Genomic DNA, 17359 nt, shown 5'->3' with positions numbered 1-17359 from the left:
CGCTCGGGCCCGCACCGCCCCCGGCGGCTCGTGGAGCTCTGGAACCGGGTGTCCGTCAGGCGATCGAGAAGTCGTCGCCGAAGACGTTGCCCTGGCCGTACCAGCCGTGCAGGTAGACCGTGACGGTGCCCGAGGCGCCGGTGGTGAACGGAACGGTCAGCTTGGTCCAGCTGGTGCCCCCGGGGGTCCAGGTGCTGGCCGTGGCACCGCCGCTGACGCCGATGTAGGCGTAGTTGCCCTGCACCCAACCGGACAGCGTGTAGCTGGTGTTGGGCGCCAGCGTGACGCTCTGGCCGCACTGGCCGGTCTGCGAGGCGGTCGCGGCGGCCTGCAGCGCGTGGGTCCCGCTGTGCGCGGGGGTCGCCACGACGGCGCCGCCGGCCTGGCAGGTCCACGGGGCGAGGCTGCCGGTCTCCAGGCCGCCGTTGACCAGGCCGGTCGGCGTGCTGCCGCCGGTCACGGTCAGGGTGTAGGTGGCGGTGTGGCTGCCGGACGCGCCGGTCGCCTTGACGGTCAGCGGGTAGGTGCCGGCCGCGGTGGCCGCGGTCGTGCTGACCGACAGGGTGGCACCGGAACCAGCGGTCACCGTACCGGGGTTGATGGTCGCGGTGACGCCGGCCGGGGCACCGGTGACGGTCAGCGCCAGGCTCTGCGCGGAGCCCGAGGTGACGGCCGTGGACAGTGCCGCGGTGGTGGCGGAGCCGGCGGTCACCGAGGCGGCGGCCGGGCTGACGGCCAGCGAGAAGTCGTTGGCCGGCGTGGTGCTGGTGACCGTCAGGGTGTACGTGGCGGTGTGGCTGCCGGACGCGCCGGTCGCCTTCACCGTCAGCGGGTAACTGCCGGGCACGGTCGCCGCGGTGGTGCTGACGGACAGGGTCGCGGCGCCGCCGGCGGTGACCGAGGCCGGGCTCACCGTGGCGGTGACGCCGGCCGGGGCGCCGGTGACGGTCAGCGCCAGGCTCTGCGCGGAGCCGGAGGTGACGGCGGTGGCGATGCTCGCGGTGGTGGAGCTGCCCGCGAGGACCGAACCGGCGGCGGGCGAGGCGCTCACCGAGAAGTCGTTGACCGGGGTGGTGGTGCCGCTGGTGTACGGCGCGAAGATGTGGCTGAAGTCCCAGGTGCCCTGGGCGATCCCGGAGCAGCTGTCGGAGCCGGCCGTCCCGACGCAGCCGCCGTTGTCACGCTGGAGCGCCCAGAAGGACAGCGTGTTGACGCCCTTGGAGAGCGCCCAGTTGTAGACCGTGGTGGCGTTCGCGACGGTGAACGTCTCGGCCGGCCCGAAGTCGTCGATGCCGAGCATCTCGATGATGCCGATCGAACCCCAGAGCTGCGCCGAGGTCCGGCTCGGGTAGAGCTGCGCGAGCTGGTTGTACAGACCGGTGGTGGCGGTCTGGGTGTCGGTCGCCATGTTGTGCGACGCGTTGTCGTAGTAGTCGAACGTCATCTGGTTCACGACGTCGATCCGCGCGTTGTTCGCGATCGCGTTGCGCAGGACGGCCAGCCCGTTGTCGGCCAGCCCGCTGGTGGTGGTCGGCAGGGTGTACGAGAACTGGATGGAGCGGCCGTTGGCCGCCGCCCAGTCCTGGACCAGCTTGATCGCCTTGTTGCGGCGGTCGATGCCGCCGCTGTTGGTCAGCGAGTTGTCCTCGATGTCGAGGTCGATCCGGCTGACCTCGTAGGTCGTGATGACCTTCTCGAAGGCGGCGGCGATCTGGTTGACATCGGTGCAGCTGTCGGCGAGTTCGGTGCCGGTGTTGTCCGCGGTGTAGCCGCCGAACGACGGGATCACGTCGCCGCCGTTGGCACGGATGGTGGCGATGTCGGCGCCGAAGACGGCGGAGGACACCGGCATCGCGGTGTCACCGTTCCAGAGCGGGGTGCAGGAGCCCTTGGTGGCGGTCTGCAGGAACGCCATCGTGAGGTTCTTGGCACCGGACTGGGCGGCCAGCGCGGCCGGGCTCTCGCCCGTCCAGGCCTCGAAGTACGGGGCGAAGATCCGGGTCGGCAGCGGCGTCGCGGCGTCGGCCGAGGTGGCGCCGAAGGCCATCAGGCCGGCGGACGCGGCGAGGGTGGCACAGGTGGCCACGATCGCCTGGACAGATCTGCGTAGGCGCATGTTTGTTCTCCAACAGACGTGAGGACGTTGACAGTTGGTGACAGTGACCGGCCGGGCCGAGGCCGCGGCCGGGCGCCCGGGCCGGATAGGGACCGGGGCGGACGGCGGTGCAGGGCGCACGGTCGCCGTGCGGGTAGGGGCGGTCGGGGAACGGCAGGGCGGGCCCTGCCGGCCGGTGGTCACACCCCCACGATGTGATCCGGTCCTGATTCCTCCCTGCCCGCGCCGGGCGGGAAGGAAGGACAGTGCCTAATAGTTGGACTAGACCACCCGTCTGTCAAGAGTCCTAACAGTTCGTCATCGAAGCTCTGCCGTCGTCCCGCCCGCGGTGCGGGTCCTGATCCGCCCGGTAGGCCGCCCTGGGCTCCCCGGGCACGGACCCCTGTCTGCCTCCTGTCGCTCCGCTTGCCACACCCGACGGAGGAGCGCTCCACCGGGGCGTCAGCTTCTCGCTGCCGGACGGGTACCGGCCGCTGCTGCTCGACCTGCACGTCCCGGCCCGCGAGGGCGGTCCGGTGCCGGTGGTCGTCTGGATCCACGGCGGGGGCTTCTACTCCGGGGACCGCAGGTGCCTCCCGGACACCATGGACCAGGGCTCGGTCTTCGAGGCCCTGGTCGCGGTGGCCACGGTCGACTACCGGCTCTCCGGCGAGGCCCGCTTCCCGGCCCAACTGGACGACGTGTTGGCCGCGCTGGCGTATCTGCGGGCCTTCGCCGGGGGGCTGGGCCTGGACCCGGAACGGATCGGCGTCTGGGGCGAGTCGGCGGGCGGCACGCCGGCCGCGCTCGCGGCGCTCACCGACGGCCGGGTCGCGGCCGCCGCGCTCTGGTACCCGCTGGCCGACCTTGCCCTGCTCGACCGGGAGCGGGCCGACACCCCGTGGGCGAGGCTGATCGGCGGCGCCCCGTCCGCCCTGCCCGAGGCGGCCGCGCAGGCCAGTCCCGTCAGCCACGTGCCGGCGGCGGCGCCGCCGGTCCTGCTGCTCCACGGGACGGCCGACGAGTCCCTCCCGGCCCTGCACAGCGAGCGCCTGCACGCCCTGCTGCTGGCGGCCGGGGCCCGGTCGGCGTACCTCCCGGTCGAGGGCGCCGGGCACTGCTTCGCGGGCTGCGAGGACATCCCGGCGCTGATCACCACCACCGTGGACTTCCTCGCCCGCGAGCCGGCCGCCCGCTGACCGGGACGCGGGCCGGCGGCGGGCCGGCCCGCGGCACTGCTGCGGGCCGGCGCGGGGCCGCCGTGCGACCTGCGGTCAGGAGGCGGGGCAGACGGTGGCGCGGACGGCGTCCAGGATGCGGGCGGCCTGCTCGGCGCCGAAGCCCGAGGGGTGCTTCGCGGAGGTGAAGCGCTGGTTCGTCAGATCCACCAGCCTGGACCGGTCCTTGGGGAACTGGTACACCGACTGGCACTGGTCGCGGGCGCGTTCGGCGGCTTTGGCGGGGTCGCCGGCGACGATGTCCGGGTCGATGGCGTCCAGCGCGGCGACGAGCTTGCCGACGGCGGCGGCCCCGGGCGCGGGCGGCAGCCCGGCGTCGGCCGGCGGGGACGGCTTCGCGGAGGCCGGTGGCGGAGCCGGGTCGGAGGCCGCCGGATCGGTTGCCTCCGGCGTCGGCGGGCCGGGCACGAGGGTGGCCGTGGACGGTTCGGGCGCGGTCGTCACCGCACCGGATGCGGATGCGGATGCGGACGGAGCCGGGGCCGACGGGGCGGCGGTGGCCGTGGTCGAGGGGCCGGGGGCGGCTGCGGTGGTGCCGCTGCTGCCGGAGCAGGCCGCCAGGGTGAGGGCGGCGGTCGCCGTGAGGGTGGCGGCGAGGAGGCGGGTACGCATCGCACCACCCTGGCATGTCCGCGTCGTCAGGTCACCGGTCGTGACGAGCTTGTGATGCGGGTGGGCCCCTCGGCCCGCCGGGAGCAAACCGGCGGGCCGAGCCGGGATCAGCTCAGGCTGTTGGCCTTCAGCCAGTCCTTGGCGACCACCGACGGGTCCTCCTTGTCGATGGCGACGCGCTTCATCAGGTCGGTCAGACCGGCCGTGTCGAGCTTCGCCGAGACGGCGTTGAGGGCGGCCGTCGCCTTCGCGTCCACGCCCGCCTTGTTCACCAGCGGGGTGACGTTCTGCGCGCCGAACAGGTTCTTCGGGTCGGCGAGCGAGACGAGCTTCAGCTGGACGATCTTCGGGTCGGTGGTGAACACGTTGCCGACCTGGATCGAGCCGTCCTTGAGCGCGTTCGCGGTGGTCTCGCCGGTCGGCTTCCACTCCTTGAAGGACAGCCCGTAGCTGTCCTTGAACTGCTGCTCGCGGCGCGACTTGAACTCCGGCGGGCCGCCGATGCTGAACTCGCCGGCCTTCGCGGCCAGGTCGCTGATGCTCTTCAGGTTGTACTGCGTGGCGACGTCCTGGCTGACCGTCAGCGAGTCCTTGTCCTCGGCGGACGCGGAGTCGAGCAGGCCGAGCGTGGCGGGCAGCGTCTTCGCCAGTGCCGCGTTGACGTCCTCCTTGGTGACGGCCGTCGCCTTGGCGTCCAGGTAGCCGAGCAGGGCGCCGTTGTACTCGGGCAGGACGGTCAGGCTGCCGTTCTGCAGCTGCCCGTACAGCACCTCGCGGCTGCCGATGTTGAACTTCTCCTCGACCTTGACGCCCTTGGCCTTGAGGGCCTGCGAGTAGATCGAGCCGAGCAGCACGTTCTCGGGGAAGTTCGCCGAGCCGACCACCACGGTCGAGCCGGCGCTGTCGCCGGCCGCCGCCGAGGGGCCGCCCGCCGGGGAGGAGGACGACTTAACGAGCGGGTCGCCGCCGCTGGAACCGCAGGCGGCCGCGCCGAGCGCGAGGGTGGCAAGAGTGGCGGCGGTGACGGCGCGGCGTACCGCCCGGCCACGGGTGTTTATCGACATGGGGACAACCTTTCGGAGAGGAGGTGGAAACCGGCCGGCGGCCGGGAAATCGGTGGACGGCCCGGACGGCCCGGACGGCCCGGACGCCCCGGCCGGGTCAGCGGGGTCGGCGCTGCGGCCGTATGCCGGGCGGCAGCGCGTAGCGGGCCAGCAGGGCGAAGAACAGCTGGGCGCCGACCGCGAGCAGCACCACGAGTACCGCGCCGCCCGCGGTCACCGCGTAGTCACGGGTCGCCAGGCCGTCGATGACGTACCGTCCGAGCCCGCCGAGGCCCACGTACGCGGCCACCGTGGCGGTCGCGATCACCTGGACGGTGGCGGTGCGCATCCCCGCCAGCAGGGCCGGCAGGGCGGAGGGCAGACAGACCCCGAGGAGCACCTGGCGGTGGGTCATGCCCACCCCCCGCGCCGCGTCCCGGGCGTCCGGATCGGTGCCCCGGACGCCCTCGACGGCGGCGACCAGGAGCGGCGGTGCGGCGAGCGCGACCAGCGGGTACAGCACGGCGCTGTCGCCGACGCTCGCCAGCAGCACGGCCAGCGTCACCAGCCCGAGGGTGGGCAGCGCGCGGGCGGTGCCGGCCAGCGCCGTCACCACCGCCACGCCGCGCCCGGTGTAGCCGATCAGCAGCCCGAGCGGGACGGCCAGCAGGACGGAGTACAGCAAGGCCTCGCCGGAGAGCGCGAGGTGCTCGGCGACCCGGTGGACGATCGAGTCCGGGCCGCTCCGCCGGTCCGGCGAGCTGAAGAAGTCGCCGAGCCAGGAGAGCCAGTTCACGCGCCCACCGCCTTGACGGCCTGTTCGCGCACGGCCCAGGGGGCGAGTACCCGGCGGGCCGTCAGCAGCACCAGGTCGGTGGCCAGGGCGAGTGCGGCGATCAGCACGATGCCGGCCACGATCGGGGTCGGGAAGGTCCGCTGGAAGCCGTCGATGAACAGGTAGCCGAGCCCGCCGCGTCCGATCAGCGCGCCGACGCTGGCCAGCGAGATGCTGGAGACCGCGGCCACCCGCAGCCCGGCGACCAGGTACGGCACCGCGGCCGGCAGGTCGACGGCCGCGAGCCGGTGCCACGGCCCGTACCCCATCGCGGTGGCGGCCTGCTGGACGGGACCGGGCACCGCGCGCAGCCCGTCCACCGTGGTCGGCAGCAGGACGGCGAGGGCGTAGAAGGTCAGCGGGATCATCACGGTGGCCCGGGTGGCCAGCCCGGTGTACGGGATGAGCACCACGAACACGGCCAGCGAGGGCAGCGCGTACACCACGTTGAAGACGGCGGCGAGCGGCTGGTAGAGCCGGGGGAACCGGGTGCAGGCCAGGCCGAGCGGCAGTGCCAGCAGCAGGCCGATCAGCACCGGGACGAGTGCGATCACCGCGTGGTCGGCCAGCAGGCCGCCGAGGTAGCCGAGGTGGTCGCCGATCCAGTACCAGCGGACGAGGGGTTCACCGTCCACCGGGCACCCCGCTCTTCAGCGCGGCGGGCACCTCGGCGGGCACGGTGGCGGGCACGGTGGCCGCGAGGGCGTCCAGGACGGCCTCGCGGGTGGCGGTTCCGGTGGCGCGGCCCTCGGCGTCCACCGCGACGGCGACGCCGGCGGGGGAGAGCACCGCGGCGTCCAGGGCGGAGCGCAGGGTGTCGGTGACGGGCCGGTAGGTGGCGGCGGGCAGAAGCGCGGAGCCCGCTGAGCGGTCGATCCAGCCGATCGGGCGGCGGGAGTCGTCGAGCGTCAACTCCCAGCTGCCGTGGCGCAGTCCGTCCTCGACCGGCCGGGTGCTCACCGCGGTGGCCGGACGCAGTGCGAGGCCGCGCAGGCCCCGGTCGCGGCCGAGGAAGGCGGCCACGCCCGCGTCCGCCGGTGCGGTCAGCAGCGTGTGCGGGTCGGCGAGTTGGGCGATCTGCCCGTGTTCGCGGAGCACCACGACCTGGTCGCCGAGCTTCACGGCCTCTTCGATGTCGTGCGTCACGAACAGCACGGTCTTGTTCAACTCGGACTGAAGGCGCAGCAGTTCGTCCTGGAGGCCGGCCCGGACCACCGGGTCGACGGCGCTGAACGGCTCGTCCATCAGCAGCACCGGCGGGTCGGCGGCGAGTGCCCGGGCCACGCCGACCCGCTGCTGCTGGCCGCCGGAGAGCTGGAACGGGTAACGCCGGGCGGTCTCGGGAGCGAGTCCGACCACCTCCAGCAGCTCGGCGGCCCGGGCGCGGGCCCGCTTGCGGTCCCAGCCCAGCAGGTACGGCACGGTGGCGATGTTGTCGATCACCCGCCGGTGCGGGAACAGCCCGGCCTGCTGGATCACGTAGCCGATGCCGCGGCGCAGCTTGGCCGCGTCGAGCCCGGCCACGTCGCTGCCGTCGAGCAGCACCCGCCCCGAGGTCGGCTCGACCATCCGGTTGACCATGCGCAGCAGGGTGGTCTTGCCGCAGCCGGACGGGCCGACCAGCACGGTTATCCGGCCGGTCGGGACATCGAGGTCGAGGCCCCCGACGGCGATGGTGCCGTCGGGGTGGCGCTTGGCGGCGCCGTCGAATCTGATCACTGAGCTTCCTCGCTGTGGCGCCGTGGCGCTGGTCGGCAGAACTGTTCGGGCGTACGTTCGAGCAACTTCCCGCTCGCGTGGGCTGCCCAGGTTCGGACCGGCGGAAACCCCGATCAGGCTACGATGTCGATCTTCCCCTGTCCTGGATTTGCCGCCGTTCGGTCCTCAGCAAGGGCACGGCGAGGGCGCCGCCGAGGTCAGCCGCCCGTCCGGGTCGGCAGGCCGGCCGCCGCCCAGCCGACGAATCCGCCGTCCAGATCGGTGGCCCGGTGCAGGCCCAGCTCCCGCAGCGACGCCGCCGCCAGGCTGGAGGCGTAACCCTCCGAGCAGACCACCACCACCTCCACGTCGTACCCCGAGGCCTCCGGGATCCGGTGGCTGCCGGTCGGGTCGAGCCGCCACTCCAGCACATTGCGCTCGATGATCAGCGAACCCGGGATCTCCCCCTCGGCGGCGCGCTGCGCGGCCGGGCGGATGTCCACCAGCAGCGCGCCCTGCTGCTGCGCGTCGTACGCCTCCCGGGCCCGCGGCCGGTACACGCCCTCGCGCGAGCGCTCCACCAGGTCGTCGATCGTGGTCACCATTGGTCGGCTCCTTCAACAGAGGTACGGACGAGGCCGCCGGCCCGCAGTTCGTAGTGCGACATCTCGCTCAGCGGCGGCGAGTAGGCGTGCAGGGTGACCGCCGGGCCGGCAGCCGTGTTGCGGACATCGTGCACGTACTCCGGGCCGAACGCCCGGATCGTGCCGGCCGCGAGCCGCCGGATCAGCAGACCCTGCTCCGCCCCGCCGAGGGACAGCTCCTCCAGCTCGCCCAGCGCGACCGTGAACGCGCCGCGCGACCCGCCGTGGTCGTGGAAGCCGGTGGACTGGCCGGGCAGCCAGCTGATCAGCCAGACCTCGTGGTCCTCCGAGGACTCCAGCCTTTCGTACCAGCGCTCGTCCGTCGCGAGCCGGACCTTGTGGATCCACTCGCCGGGCTGGTCCGCCAGCCGGCTGACGATCTTGCGCAGCGCATCGGGGGAGAGTGGCGCACGGGCGTGCTCGGGCGCGAGGTCCAGGCTCATTCGGTCATCCTCGGGGGAGGCGCGGAGTGCGGCGCGACCCGCTCTGCGGGACGGCCGGACGGAGGAGATCGGTGCAGCACGAGAGCTGCGGAAGGTGCTCGGGGAGAGCTGAATCAGGCGTGCGCGGCGCGAGCCCTGGGAGACGTCACAGAGCGGGGACCGGCTGGGAGGCCAAGGTCAACAGGCACACATGGAACTCGCCTGGCGTCGCAGATCGACGTGCAGGCGGCAGACCAGAGTGGTGCCGGATTCCATGAGCCCGATAGTTCCGGACAGGAGGACTGCACGTCAAGCCGGGTCCGCGATCCGGCCGCCCGTGTCGCCCCCCGTCACCGACCCCAGCCACGGGACCCGCCTCCGGGCCCCGTCCCGACCCGCGCTACCCGGCCGCGGCCCGGAGGGCGGCGACCGGGCCCGGCTCTGCTGTCGGCATCAACGCTGCCGTCCGCCCTCCCGGGTCAGGTACCACGTCCCCGAGACGATCAGTAGCGCGAACAGGAGCATCCCGCCGCCCATCGTGACCAGCAGCCAGACCCGGTCGCCGAGTCCCAGCGTGCCGCTGAGCGCCACCTGCAGCGAGCCGATGGCGAACGCGATTGCTGCGGTGAAGACGGCGACCAGCTCCACGGCCCGCACGGTGGCGGACTGCATGGTCTGCCGGAGTTCGCGGTTCGCGGCGTCCTGCTGGTCCCAGAGGTGCTGTTGGCGGGCGGTCCAGGCGGCTCGGGCGCGTCCGTCCAGGATGGTGTGGCGCTCTCGGAGGTACTGCTCCTGGAGCAATCCGTGACTGCCCCGGCTGCCGTGTGCCGGGAGCAGGCGCAGCGCGGTGTCGATGCCGTCCAGCGCGTCGTCGAAGCGTTCGCACATCCGCAGGCCGGCGGCCAGCCGGAAGTAGAACACGTGCGCGTCCGGGTGGTCGGCGACCGCCTGCTCGGCACGGCCGCGCAACAGCTCGCCCTGTCCGTCGAAGGGCCGGGCCGCCCACAGCGCATTGAGGCAGATGTCCGTCACCTGCTGGGTGCGCAGTGGTGTGTGCCAGGCCAGGTCCAGCAGTTCGACCGCGTACTCGACGGTGATGTTGCGGCTGCCGAAGGCCGCGAACGCGCCGAAGGCGGCCATCAGGGCGTCTCCCGGATCGGCCGGCACGAGCGGGGAGGTCTCCAGGAACTGGCGCAGAGCGTCGAACTGGAAGTTGGTCTGCAGCTTTCCGGCCTGGTAGCGGGCGGCGAACCGGGCTACCGTGCGACTGGCTTCCGCCGCGCGCAGCCGCTCTGCCGCTGAACGGAGTTCGCTCGCAGACTCGACGTTGTCGCGGGTGATGAACGCGTACCCGAGAGCCCACTTCAGCCCCACTGCCTGCTGGTGCTCCTGTGACACGTGGCTCTCCAGCCAGTGCGCGCAGGCTGCCGCCTCGCCGACCGTCGGATGCTCCAGCATCCGGCGCCGCCAGTAGCGGTCCGCGCAGATCAGGAACGGGTCGCCGGCGAAGTCGGCGCTGTTGACGGCGAACCGGGGTTCCGTCCCGCTGTCGATCAGCGCGGCGGCCACCGCCTCGCAGATCCGGTCCAGCTCGCGGGAATCCCGCGAGGCCACCTGGGCCAGCTGCGTGGACACCAGTTCGTGGTCCATCGGTTCCTCCTCCGTCGCCCGGTCTACAGGACTGTGCTTACCACGGCAGGGTTGGGCCATTCGGCGGATCGGTCCGGTCCGCCGGCCGGGGGTGGGGCGGGAGTGGCGGCCGGGGGCAGGCGTACCGGGTGCGTCGGATGGGTAGATGACGGTTTCACCCGATACGGGAGTCCCTGCGTGTCCGCTTAACAAGACCGTCCCCGCCGCGTTACGTCCGACGTATTGTCAGGCCACTGAGGCCGGGCCTACGGTCTACGCACGTAGATCCGCCCCGTTGACCCTCGAACCGAAGGCCCGCCCCCACGGGCCACGGAGTTGCGGAGGTACTGATGTCTCGAATCGTCCGTGCGGCCCTCGTCCAGACGAAGTGGACCGGCGATCAGGAGTCCATGATCAGCCTCCATGAGCGGTACGCCCGGGAGGCCGCCGCCCAGGGGGCGCAGGTGATCGGGTTCCAGGAGGTCTTCAACGCGCCGTACTTCTGTCAGGTCCAGGAGCCGGAGCACTACCGCTGGGCCGAGGCCGTCCCCGACGGGCCGACCGTGGTGCGGATGCAGGCCCTCGCCCGGGAGCTGAACCTCGTCATCGTGGTGCCGGTGTACGAGGAGGAGCAGCCCGGGGTGTACTACAACACCGCGGCCGTGATCGACGCCGACGGCAGCTACCTCGGCAAGTACCGCAAGCACCACATCCCGCAGGTCAAGGGCTTCTGGGAGAAGTTCTACTTCAAGCCCGGCAACCTCGGCTGGCCGGTCTTCGACACCGCCGTCGGCAAGGTCGGGGTGTACATCTGCTACGACCGGCACTTCCCCGAGGGCTGGCGGGCCCTGGGCCTGGCGGGTGCGCAGATCGTCTACAACCCCTCCGCCACCAGCCGCGGACTCTCCGCCTACCTCTGGCAGTTGGAGCAGCCCGCCGCCGCCGTCGCCAACGAGTACTTCGTGGCGGCGATCAACCGGGTCGGCACCGAGGAGTACGGCGACAACGACTTCTACGGCACGTCGTACTTCGTCGACCCGCGCGGCCAGTTCGTCGGCGAGCCGGCCTCCGACAAGGAGGAGGAGCTGATCGTCCGCGATCTCGACCTCGGCCTGATCGAGGAGGTCCGCCAGCAGTGGGCGTTCTACCGGGACCGGCGTCCCGACGCGTACGGTCCGCTGGCCGAGGCCTGAGGGGGAGCGGCATGACCCGTACGGTCATCCGGGGCGGCCTGGTCGTCACCGCCGCCGAGGAACTGCACGCCGACGTCCTGATCGAGGACGGCAGGGTCGCCGCCCTGGCGGCCACCGGCAGCTCGGCCGCCGAGGCCTGGAGCGCCGACACCGCGATCGACGCCACCGGGCACTACGTGATCCCGGGCGGGGTGGACGTCCACACCCACATGGAGCTGCCGTTCGGCGGCACCGCCGCGTCGGACACCTTCGAGACCGGCACCCGGGCCGCCGCCTGGGGCGGCACCACCACCATCGTCGACTTCGCCGTCCAGCCGGTCGGCGGCTCGCTGCGCGAGGGCCTGGACGCCTGGCACGCCAAGGCCGAGGGCAACTGCGCCATCGACTACGGCTTCCACACCATCGTGTCGGACGTCAACGAGGCCGTGCTGAAGGAGATGGACGCGCTCGTCGACTCCGGCGAGTCCACCTCGTTCAAGCTGTTCATGGCCTACCCCGGCGTGTTCTACAGCGACGACGGCCGGATCCTGCGGGCCATGCAGCGCGGCGCCGTCAACGGCGGGCTGGTCATGATGCACGCCGAGAACGGCATCGCCATCGACGTCCTGGTCGAGCAGGCGCTGGCCGCCGGGAGGACCGACCCGCGCTACCACGGTGAAGTCCGCCGCGAGCTGCTGGAGGCGGAGGCCACCCACCGGGCGATCAAGCTCGCCCAGGTGGCCGGCAGCCCGCTGTACGTCGTCCACGTCTCGGCCGCCTCCGCCCTCGCCGAGCTGGCCCGGGCCCGCGACGAGGGCCACAACGTCTTCGGCGAGACCTGCCCGCAGTACCTGTTCCTGTCCACCGACAACCTGGCCGAGCCGGACTTCGAGGGTGCCAAGTACGTGTGCAGCACGCCGCTGCGCCCGCGCGAGCACCAGGAGGCGCTGTGGCGGGGCCTTCGCACCAACGACCTCCAGGTGGTCTCCACCGATCACTGCCCGTTCTGCTTCTCCGGGCAGAAGGAGCTCGGCCGGGGCGACTTCTCGAAGATCCCGAACGGCCTGCCGGGCGTCGAGAACCGGATGGACCTGCTGCACCAGGCGGTGGTGGACGGCCGGATCAGCCGCCGCCGCTGGATCGAGATCGCCTGCGCCACGCCGGCCCGGATGTTCGGCCTCTACCCGCGCAAGGGCACCATCGCCCCGGGCGCCGACGCCGACCTCGTCGTCTACGACCCGGCCGCCGTGCAGACCGTCTCCGCCGCCACCCACCACATGAACGTGGACTACTCGGCGTACGAGGGCAGGCAGCTCACCGGCAGGGCCCGGACGGTCCTGTCGCGCGGCACCGTCATCCTCGACGACGGCACCTGGCTGGGCCGGGCCGGGCACGGTGCCTTCCTGCGCCGCGACACCTGCCAGTACCTCACCTGACCGGCCGCCACGACCGCCCGGGGCCGGTGGGCCGGCCCCGGGCGGCCCCACGGCGTACCCGGCATCCAGCGCCCAGCATCCCCAGCACCCTCAGCACCGTCGCACCCCCGGATTGGTGGACCCCCATGGACATCGGCCTCGTCCTGCAGACCGACCCGCCCGCCCGCCTGCTGATCGACCGGATGGTCCGTGCCGAGCAGGCCGGGTTCAGCCACGGCTGGACCTTCGACTCCTGCGTCCTGTGGCAGGAGCCGTTCGTGATCTACAGCCGGATCCTCGCCGCCACCGAGCGCCTGCACGTCGGCCCGATGGTCACCAACCCCTCCACCCGGACCTGGGAGGTCACCGCCTCCCTGTTCGCCACCCTCAACGACATGTACGGCAACCGGACGGTCTGCGGCATCGGCCGCGGCGACTCCGCGATGCGGGTGGCCGGCCGCAAACCCGCCACCCTCGCCCGGCTCTCCGAGGCCATCCACGCCATCAGGGAGCTCGCCGAGGGCCGCAGCATCGAGGTGGACGGCACCGAGATGCACCTGCCCTGGGTCACCGACGGCGCGCTGCCGGTCTGGATGGGCGCGTACGGCCCGAAGGCGCTCGCCCTCACCGGCCGGCAGGCCGACGGGTTCATCCTGCAGCTCGCCGACCCGTACCTCACCGAGTACATGATCAAGGCAGTCCGGACGGCTGCCGCCGAGGCCGGCCGCGACCCCGCCGCCGTCACCATCTGCGTCGCCGCCCCCGCCTACGTGACCGCCGACGACTCGCCCGAGGCGCTCGCCCACGCGCGCGAGCAGTGCCGCTGGTTCGGCGGCATGGTCGGCAACCACGTGGCCGACCTGGTCACCCACTACGGCGAACACTCCTCCCTCGTCCCCGAGGCGCTCACGGCCTACATCAAGGACCGGCACGGCTACGACTACAGCCACCACGGCCGTGCCGGGAACCCCGACACCGCGTTCGTCCCCGACGAGATCGTCGACCGCTTCTGCCTGATCGGCACCCCTGCCGCCCAGTTGGAGAAGCTGGAGCGGTTGCGGGCCCTGGGCGTCGACCAGTTCGCGGTCTACGCCATGCACGACGCCGTCGAGCAGACCATCGACGCGTACGGCAGCGACGTCATCCCCCACCTCTGACCCGACCCCGGAACGGCGGTGTCCGTGACCGGGGCAACGGTCGGCAGGCCGGGCGGCGGAGAGCTCACCCGCGCGGCCGGCCGGGCCCCGGCCGACGGCGTCCGCAAGCTCCTGGGCGCCCCCGGCACGCCGGTCCAGGACATCTTCGCCCCCTGTTCGCCCCCCTGTTCGTCACCCTCGGCGCAGCCCACCAGGGCCTGGACGCCCAGCGCAGTGTCATCGACGGCCTCTGGACGGACCGTCCAGCCGTTCCGTCCAGTCCGGCTGAGGCAGGCCGGCGGACCGGTACGGCTTGCGAGCAGGCCTGCGCCGTGAGGAGGACGGCCAGGCGACGGCGACGGCGGCCCGCGAACGGCGATGAGGGCGCGTTCGCCCGGGTCCCTCGACCGTACGGCTCACTCCCTGTCGAAACCGTGGGGTGTCTTCCACTGCCGGAGCACACCGGTGGTGTCGAACCATGGAGACTCATGAGTGCGGGCCGGCTGCGACGCCCGGGGCAGCCCACCCCCGATGCTCACCGGCGACTCAACCACGCTGTCCTCCAACCGCCCTGACGAGCCGGAACAACCGGTCGGACGAAGCGGTGGACCATCACGAAAGCCCGGTGGCGGAGCGTCACGTGCTCGTGCGGGGGATCGGTCGGCGTCGTCCCCGGACGTTCCTCGGACGTACGGTCCAGTCGGCCGCCAGAGTCCGTTGCGAACGGGCGGCGACTGATCTGCGGCCATCAACAAGATCGTGTTGTGAGCTCCATGCGGGGCTCTGATCCGCACCCGCCACGGCCGCGTCGGGGAGGCCGGCGGGGGGACGCCGGTCGAGTCACCGGCAGGGATTCCGGCGGGAAGATGTGCGTGAATCTGGTCGATTCTGTTGACAGATGTTGGTGAACTCCCTTTTGCTGTCGACGTTCACCCCCCATCGGTCCGGATCTCCGTACGCTCGTCGCGGGCAGCTGAGACAACGTTGTCAGACAGGCCTCGGCCCGGAACGGAAGGAACCATCCCTCGACAGGAGGAGACATGACCCCTACGACAACGCCGCCCCCACGCGGCATGCCCGGACGTCGGCGCAGGGCGTGGGGCGGGCTGCTCGGCACGGCCGCACTGCTGGCCTCGTTCCTGGCGGGCGCGGGAGCGATCGCGCCCGCCGCCCACGCCGAGGCCAACGGCGCCGCCCTCACCCCGCAGGCAGGGTGGAGCAGTTGGAGCGCGGTGCGGTACAACCCGACGGAGGCGAACATCGAGGCGCAGGCCGCCGCGATGGCCTCGAGCGGTCTGGTCGCGCACGGCTACACCTATGTCAACATCGACGACTTCTACTACCTCAACCCCGGCTCCAACGTGGACTCCTACGGGCGTTGGGCGATCGACCCGGCACACTTCCCGCACGGGATGAAGACCGTCGGCGACTACATCCACGGCAAGGGCGAGAAATTCGGCATGTACGTGACGCCGGGCATCCCGGTGGCGGCGTACAACCAGAACACGCCCATCGAGGGGACGTCCGCCCACGCCCGCGACATCGTCTCCGACACCACCCGCTACGAGCCGAACTACAACTTCCACGAGGGCGCGATGTATTACATCGACTACGCCAAGAACCCCGCGGCGGCGCAGGCGTTCCTCAACTCGTGGGCCAACCTGCTGGCCTCCTACGGGGTCGACTACCTCAAGATCGACGGGGTGGGCGGTGCCGGCGGCAACATCCCCGACGTCCAGCACTGGTCGCAGGCGCTCAGCCAGTCCGGCCGCACCGTCCACTTCCAGCTGTCCAACTCGCTGGACGTCAAGAACGGCGCGACCTGGAAGAACCTCTCCAACGGCTGGCGGGTGGACGACGACGTCGAGTGCTACTGCAGCACCCTGACCAACTGGGGCAAGGTCGCGGTCAGGTTCAACGACCTGCCGGCCTGGGTGCAGTACGCCGGGCCCGGCGGCTGGGCCGACCCAGACTCCGTCGAACTGGGCAACGGGTCCGGCGTCGGGCTCACCGACGACGAGCGGAAGACCCAGCTGAGCCTTTGGGCGATCTCCTCGGCTCCGCTGATCCTCGGCACCGACCTGACGAAGATGGACTCCGGCGACCTGGCCCTGCTGACCAACGACGAGATCCTGGGCGTGGACCGCGCGGGCAGGCCGGCCCACCCCGTTGTGCAGGGCGCGCAGCAGCAGACCTGGTGGGCGTACGACGGCGACGGCAGCTACACCGTCGGCCTGTTCAACCTCAGCGGCTCGACAGCCGACGTCACCGCCGCCTGGTCCGACCTCGGCCTCACCGGCGGCGCAGCCGTGCGCGACCTGTGGAGCCACACCGAACTCGGCGCGTTCACCGGCTCCTTCAGCGCGTCGCTGCCGAGTCACGGCTCCAGGGTCCTACGGGTCACCCCGGCCGTCGGACACGGCACGATCGGGGCGCCGCTGGTCAGCAAGGCGTCGGGGCGCTGCGCCGACCTCCCGCTGGGCAGCACCTACAACGGCGTCCAGGTGGCGGTGTGGGACTGCAACGGCTGGCCGAACCAGAACGTGGTGTACGACAGCTCGGCCAAGACCCTCACGGTCGAGGGCAAGTGTCTCGACGCCTACGACAACCGGACCGCCGCCGGCACGCCGGTCGACATCTACGACTGCAACGGCGGCGCCAACCAGAAGTGGAACCGGAACGCCGACGGCACCATCACCGGCGTGCAGTCCGGGCTGTGCCTCGACGTGACGGGCAGCAACAACCCCAACGGCTCCGGTCTTGAGCTCTACACCTGCACCGGCGGGGCGAACCAGCAGTGGACCGGAGCCGCGGCCCCCGCCACCAGGACCGGCCCGATCGTGGCCGGTGTCTCGTCCGCCCTGTGCGTGGACGACAACACCGGCAGCACGGCCGACGGCACCGCGATCCAGCTGTGGGGCTGCAACAGCACGACGGCCCAGCAGTGGACCCTGGGCACCGGCGGCACCTTGCGGGTGTTGGGCAAGTGCATGGACGTGACCGGGGCCGGGACCGCGGACGGCACCAAGGTGGAGCTGTACACCTGCAACGGGTCGTCGGCCCAGGTGTGGCAGGCCCAGGCCGGCGGCGCCCTGCTCAATCCGGGCTCGGGCAAATGCCTGGACGACCCGGCGTCGTCCACCGCCAACGGCACGCAGCTGACGATCTACACCTGCAACGGTGGCAGCAACCAACGGTGGAATCTGCCCTGACCTGCCGGCTGCCGGGGGTGCGGCCCGGCAGCCGTTCAGCGGAGTCCCGGTGGTTGTCCTCCGACACGCCTGTGGGACGTCCGGCCACAGGAACATGTCGTTGCTCGGTTCGGGCCGGTTCGACGGCACCCGGACCGGCTGCGGCGGGTCCGTACGGCACCGGGTGCTCCGGCCGGCCCTTCGCAGACCTCTTCCACACCCGCAGCTC

General features: G+C 72.0%; 15 protein-coding genes. 5 read left to right on the top strand and 10 right to left on the bottom strand.

Annotated elements, in window-relative coordinates; all coding sequences use genetic code 11:
* Positions 1 to 55 precede the first annotated feature (55 nt).
* Positions 56 to 2116: a glycosyl hydrolase family 18 protein gene (locus ACFUK0_RS25740; RefSeq protein WP_380254140.1), complete on the bottom strand. Its 2061-nt coding sequence runs from the start codon at positions 2114 to 2116 to the stop codon at positions 56 to 58.
* Positions 2117 to 2502: 386 nt separating this feature from the next.
* On the opposite strand from ACFUK0_RS25740, the gene ACFUK0_RS25735 reads away from it, so the two are divergent.
* Positions 2503 to 3294, top strand: a complete 792-nt coding sequence (locus ACFUK0_RS25735) for an alpha/beta hydrolase fold domain-containing protein (protein ID WP_380254144.1) — start codon at positions 2503 to 2505, stop codon at positions 3292 to 3294.
* 75 nt (positions 3295 to 3369) lie between these two features.
* Here the strand turns inward: ACFUK0_RS25735 and ACFUK0_RS25730 are convergent, their stop codons facing one another.
* From ACFUK0_RS25730 to ACFUK0_RS25690, 9 genes are all read right to left on the bottom strand, one after another.
* Positions 3370 to 3945 (bottom strand): hypothetical protein, encoded by a 576-nt coding sequence (locus ACFUK0_RS25730; RefSeq protein WP_380254138.1) that lies wholly within the window; start codon positions 3943 to 3945, stop codon positions 3370 to 3372.
* Between the two features lie 107 nt (positions 3946 to 4052).
* The gene (locus ACFUK0_RS25725; protein WP_380254136.1) at positions 4053 to 5009 is read right to left on the bottom strand and encodes an ABC transporter substrate-binding protein; all 957 of its coding nucleotides are present in this window, start codon (positions 5007 to 5009) and stop codon (positions 4053 to 4055) included.
* A 97-nt stretch (positions 5010 to 5106) separates the two neighbouring features.
* Positions 5107 to 5784, bottom strand: a complete 678-nt coding sequence (locus ACFUK0_RS25720; protein WP_380254134.1) for an ABC transporter permease — start codon at positions 5782 to 5784, stop codon at positions 5107 to 5109.
* Positions 5781 to 6458 carry an ABC transporter permease gene (locus ACFUK0_RS25715; protein WP_380254132.1) on the bottom strand — a complete coding sequence of 226 codons (678 nt, stop codon included), beginning with the start codon at positions 6456 to 6458 and terminating at the stop codon, positions 5781 to 5783. The genes ACFUK0_RS25720 and ACFUK0_RS25715 overlap by 4 nt, the downstream gene beginning before the upstream one ends.
* A complete protein-coding gene (locus ACFUK0_RS25710) occupies positions 6448 to 7542 on the bottom strand; it encodes an ABC transporter ATP-binding protein (protein WP_380254130.1) in 1095 nt (364 codons plus the stop codon). Before ACFUK0_RS25710 ends, ACFUK0_RS25715 begins: the two co-directional genes overlap by 11 nt.
* A gap of 197 nt (positions 7543 to 7739) precedes the next feature.
* Entirely contained in the window at positions 7740 to 8126 is a 387-nt protein-coding gene (locus ACFUK0_RS25705) for a rhodanese-like domain-containing protein (protein ID WP_380254128.1), read from the bottom strand.
* Positions 8120 to 8608: a cysteine dioxygenase gene (locus ACFUK0_RS25700; protein WP_380254126.1), complete on the bottom strand. Its 489-nt coding sequence runs from the start codon at positions 8606 to 8608 to the stop codon at positions 8120 to 8122. Before ACFUK0_RS25700 ends, ACFUK0_RS25705 begins: the two co-directional genes overlap by 7 nt.
* 177 nt (positions 8609 to 8785) lie before the next feature.
* Complete coding sequence (locus tag ACFUK0_RS25695) at positions 8786 to 8863, bottom strand: putative leader peptide (protein ID WP_380254142.1); 78 nt, start codon at positions 8861 to 8863, stop codon at positions 8786 to 8788.
* A gap of 177 nt (positions 8864 to 9040) precedes the next feature.
* Entirely contained in the window at positions 9041 to 10237 is a 1197-nt protein-coding gene (locus ACFUK0_RS25690) for a hypothetical protein (RefSeq protein ID WP_380254124.1), read from the bottom strand.
* Between the two features lie 329 nt (positions 10238 to 10566).
* Between ACFUK0_RS25690 and ACFUK0_RS25685 the strand changes: the two genes are divergently transcribed.
* From ACFUK0_RS25685 to ACFUK0_RS25670, 4 genes are all read left to right on the top strand, one after another.
* The gene (locus ACFUK0_RS25685; protein ID WP_380254122.1) at positions 10567 to 11409 is read left to right on the top strand and encodes a nitrilase-related carbon-nitrogen hydrolase; all 843 of its coding nucleotides are present in this window, start codon (positions 10567 to 10569) and stop codon (positions 11407 to 11409) included.
* A gap of 11 nt (positions 11410 to 11420) precedes the next feature.
* Positions 11421 to 12824 carry a dihydropyrimidinase gene (gene hydA / locus ACFUK0_RS25680; RefSeq protein ID WP_380254120.1) on the top strand — a complete coding sequence of 468 codons (1404 nt, stop codon included), beginning with the start codon at positions 11421 to 11423 and terminating at the stop codon, positions 12822 to 12824.
* A gap of 125 nt (positions 12825 to 12949) precedes the next feature.
* Positions 12950 to 13960 (top strand): TIGR03842 family LLM class F420-dependent oxidoreductase, encoded by a 1011-nt coding sequence (locus tag ACFUK0_RS25675; RefSeq protein WP_380254118.1) that lies wholly within the window; start codon positions 12950 to 12952, stop codon positions 13958 to 13960.
* A 1019-nt stretch (positions 13961 to 14979) separates the two neighbouring features.
* On the top strand, positions 14980 to 17151 hold the full coding sequence (locus tag ACFUK0_RS25670; RefSeq protein ID WP_380254116.1) for a ricin-type beta-trefoil lectin domain protein: 2172 nt from the start codon (positions 14980 to 14982) through the stop codon (positions 17149 to 17151).
* Positions 17152 to 17359: the final 208 nt, after the last annotated feature.

The organism is Kitasatospora sp. NPDC057223 (assembly GCF_042669755.1).
In the GTDB taxonomy this organism is placed as follows: Bacteria; Actinomycetota; Actinomycetes; order Streptomycetales; family Streptomycetaceae; genus Kitasatospora.
The sequence above is the reverse complement of the archived record's forward strand: the minus strand, read 5'-3'. Positions and strand labels throughout refer to the sequence as shown.

Coding starts and splice junctions, on each gene's coding strand:
- ACFUK0_RS25740 (WP_380254140.1), bottom strand. CDS start 2,116: ATGCGCCTACGCAGATCTGTCCAGGCGATCGTGGCCACCTGTGCCACC.
- ACFUK0_RS25730 (WP_380254138.1), bottom strand. CDS start 3,945: ATGCGTACCCGCCTCCTCGCCGCCACCCTCACGGCGACCGCCGCCCTC.
- ACFUK0_RS25725 (WP_380254136.1), bottom strand. CDS start 5,009: ATGTCGATAAACACCCGTGGCCGGGCGGTACGCCGCGCCGTCACCGCC.
- ACFUK0_RS25705 (WP_380254128.1), bottom strand. CDS start 8,126: ATGGTGACCACGATCGACGACCTGGTGGAGCGCTCGCGCGAGGGCGTG.
- ACFUK0_RS25700 (WP_380254126.1), bottom strand. CDS start 8,608: ATGAGCCTGGACCTCGCGCCCGAGCACGCCCGTGCGCCACTCTCCCCC.
- ACFUK0_RS25695 (WP_380254142.1), bottom strand. CDS start 8,863: ATGGAATCCGGCACCACTCTGGTCTGCCGCCTGCACGTCGATCTGCGA.
- ACFUK0_RS25690 (WP_380254124.1), bottom strand. CDS start 10,237: ATGGACCACGAACTGGTGTCCACGCAGCTGGCCCAGGTGGCCTCGCGG.
- ACFUK0_RS25685 (WP_380254122.1), top strand. CDS start 10,567: ATGTCTCGAATCGTCCGTGCGGCCCTCGTCCAGACGAAGTGGACCGGC.
- hydA (WP_380254120.1), top strand. CDS start 11,421: ATGACCCGTACGGTCATCCGGGGCGGCCTGGTCGTCACCGCCGCCGAG.
- ACFUK0_RS25675 (WP_380254118.1), top strand. CDS start 12,950: ATGGACATCGGCCTCGTCCTGCAGACCGACCCGCCCGCCCGCCTGCTG.
- ACFUK0_RS25670 (WP_380254116.1), top strand. CDS start 14,980: ATGACCCCTACGACAACGCCGCCCCCACGCGGCATGCCCGGACGTCGG.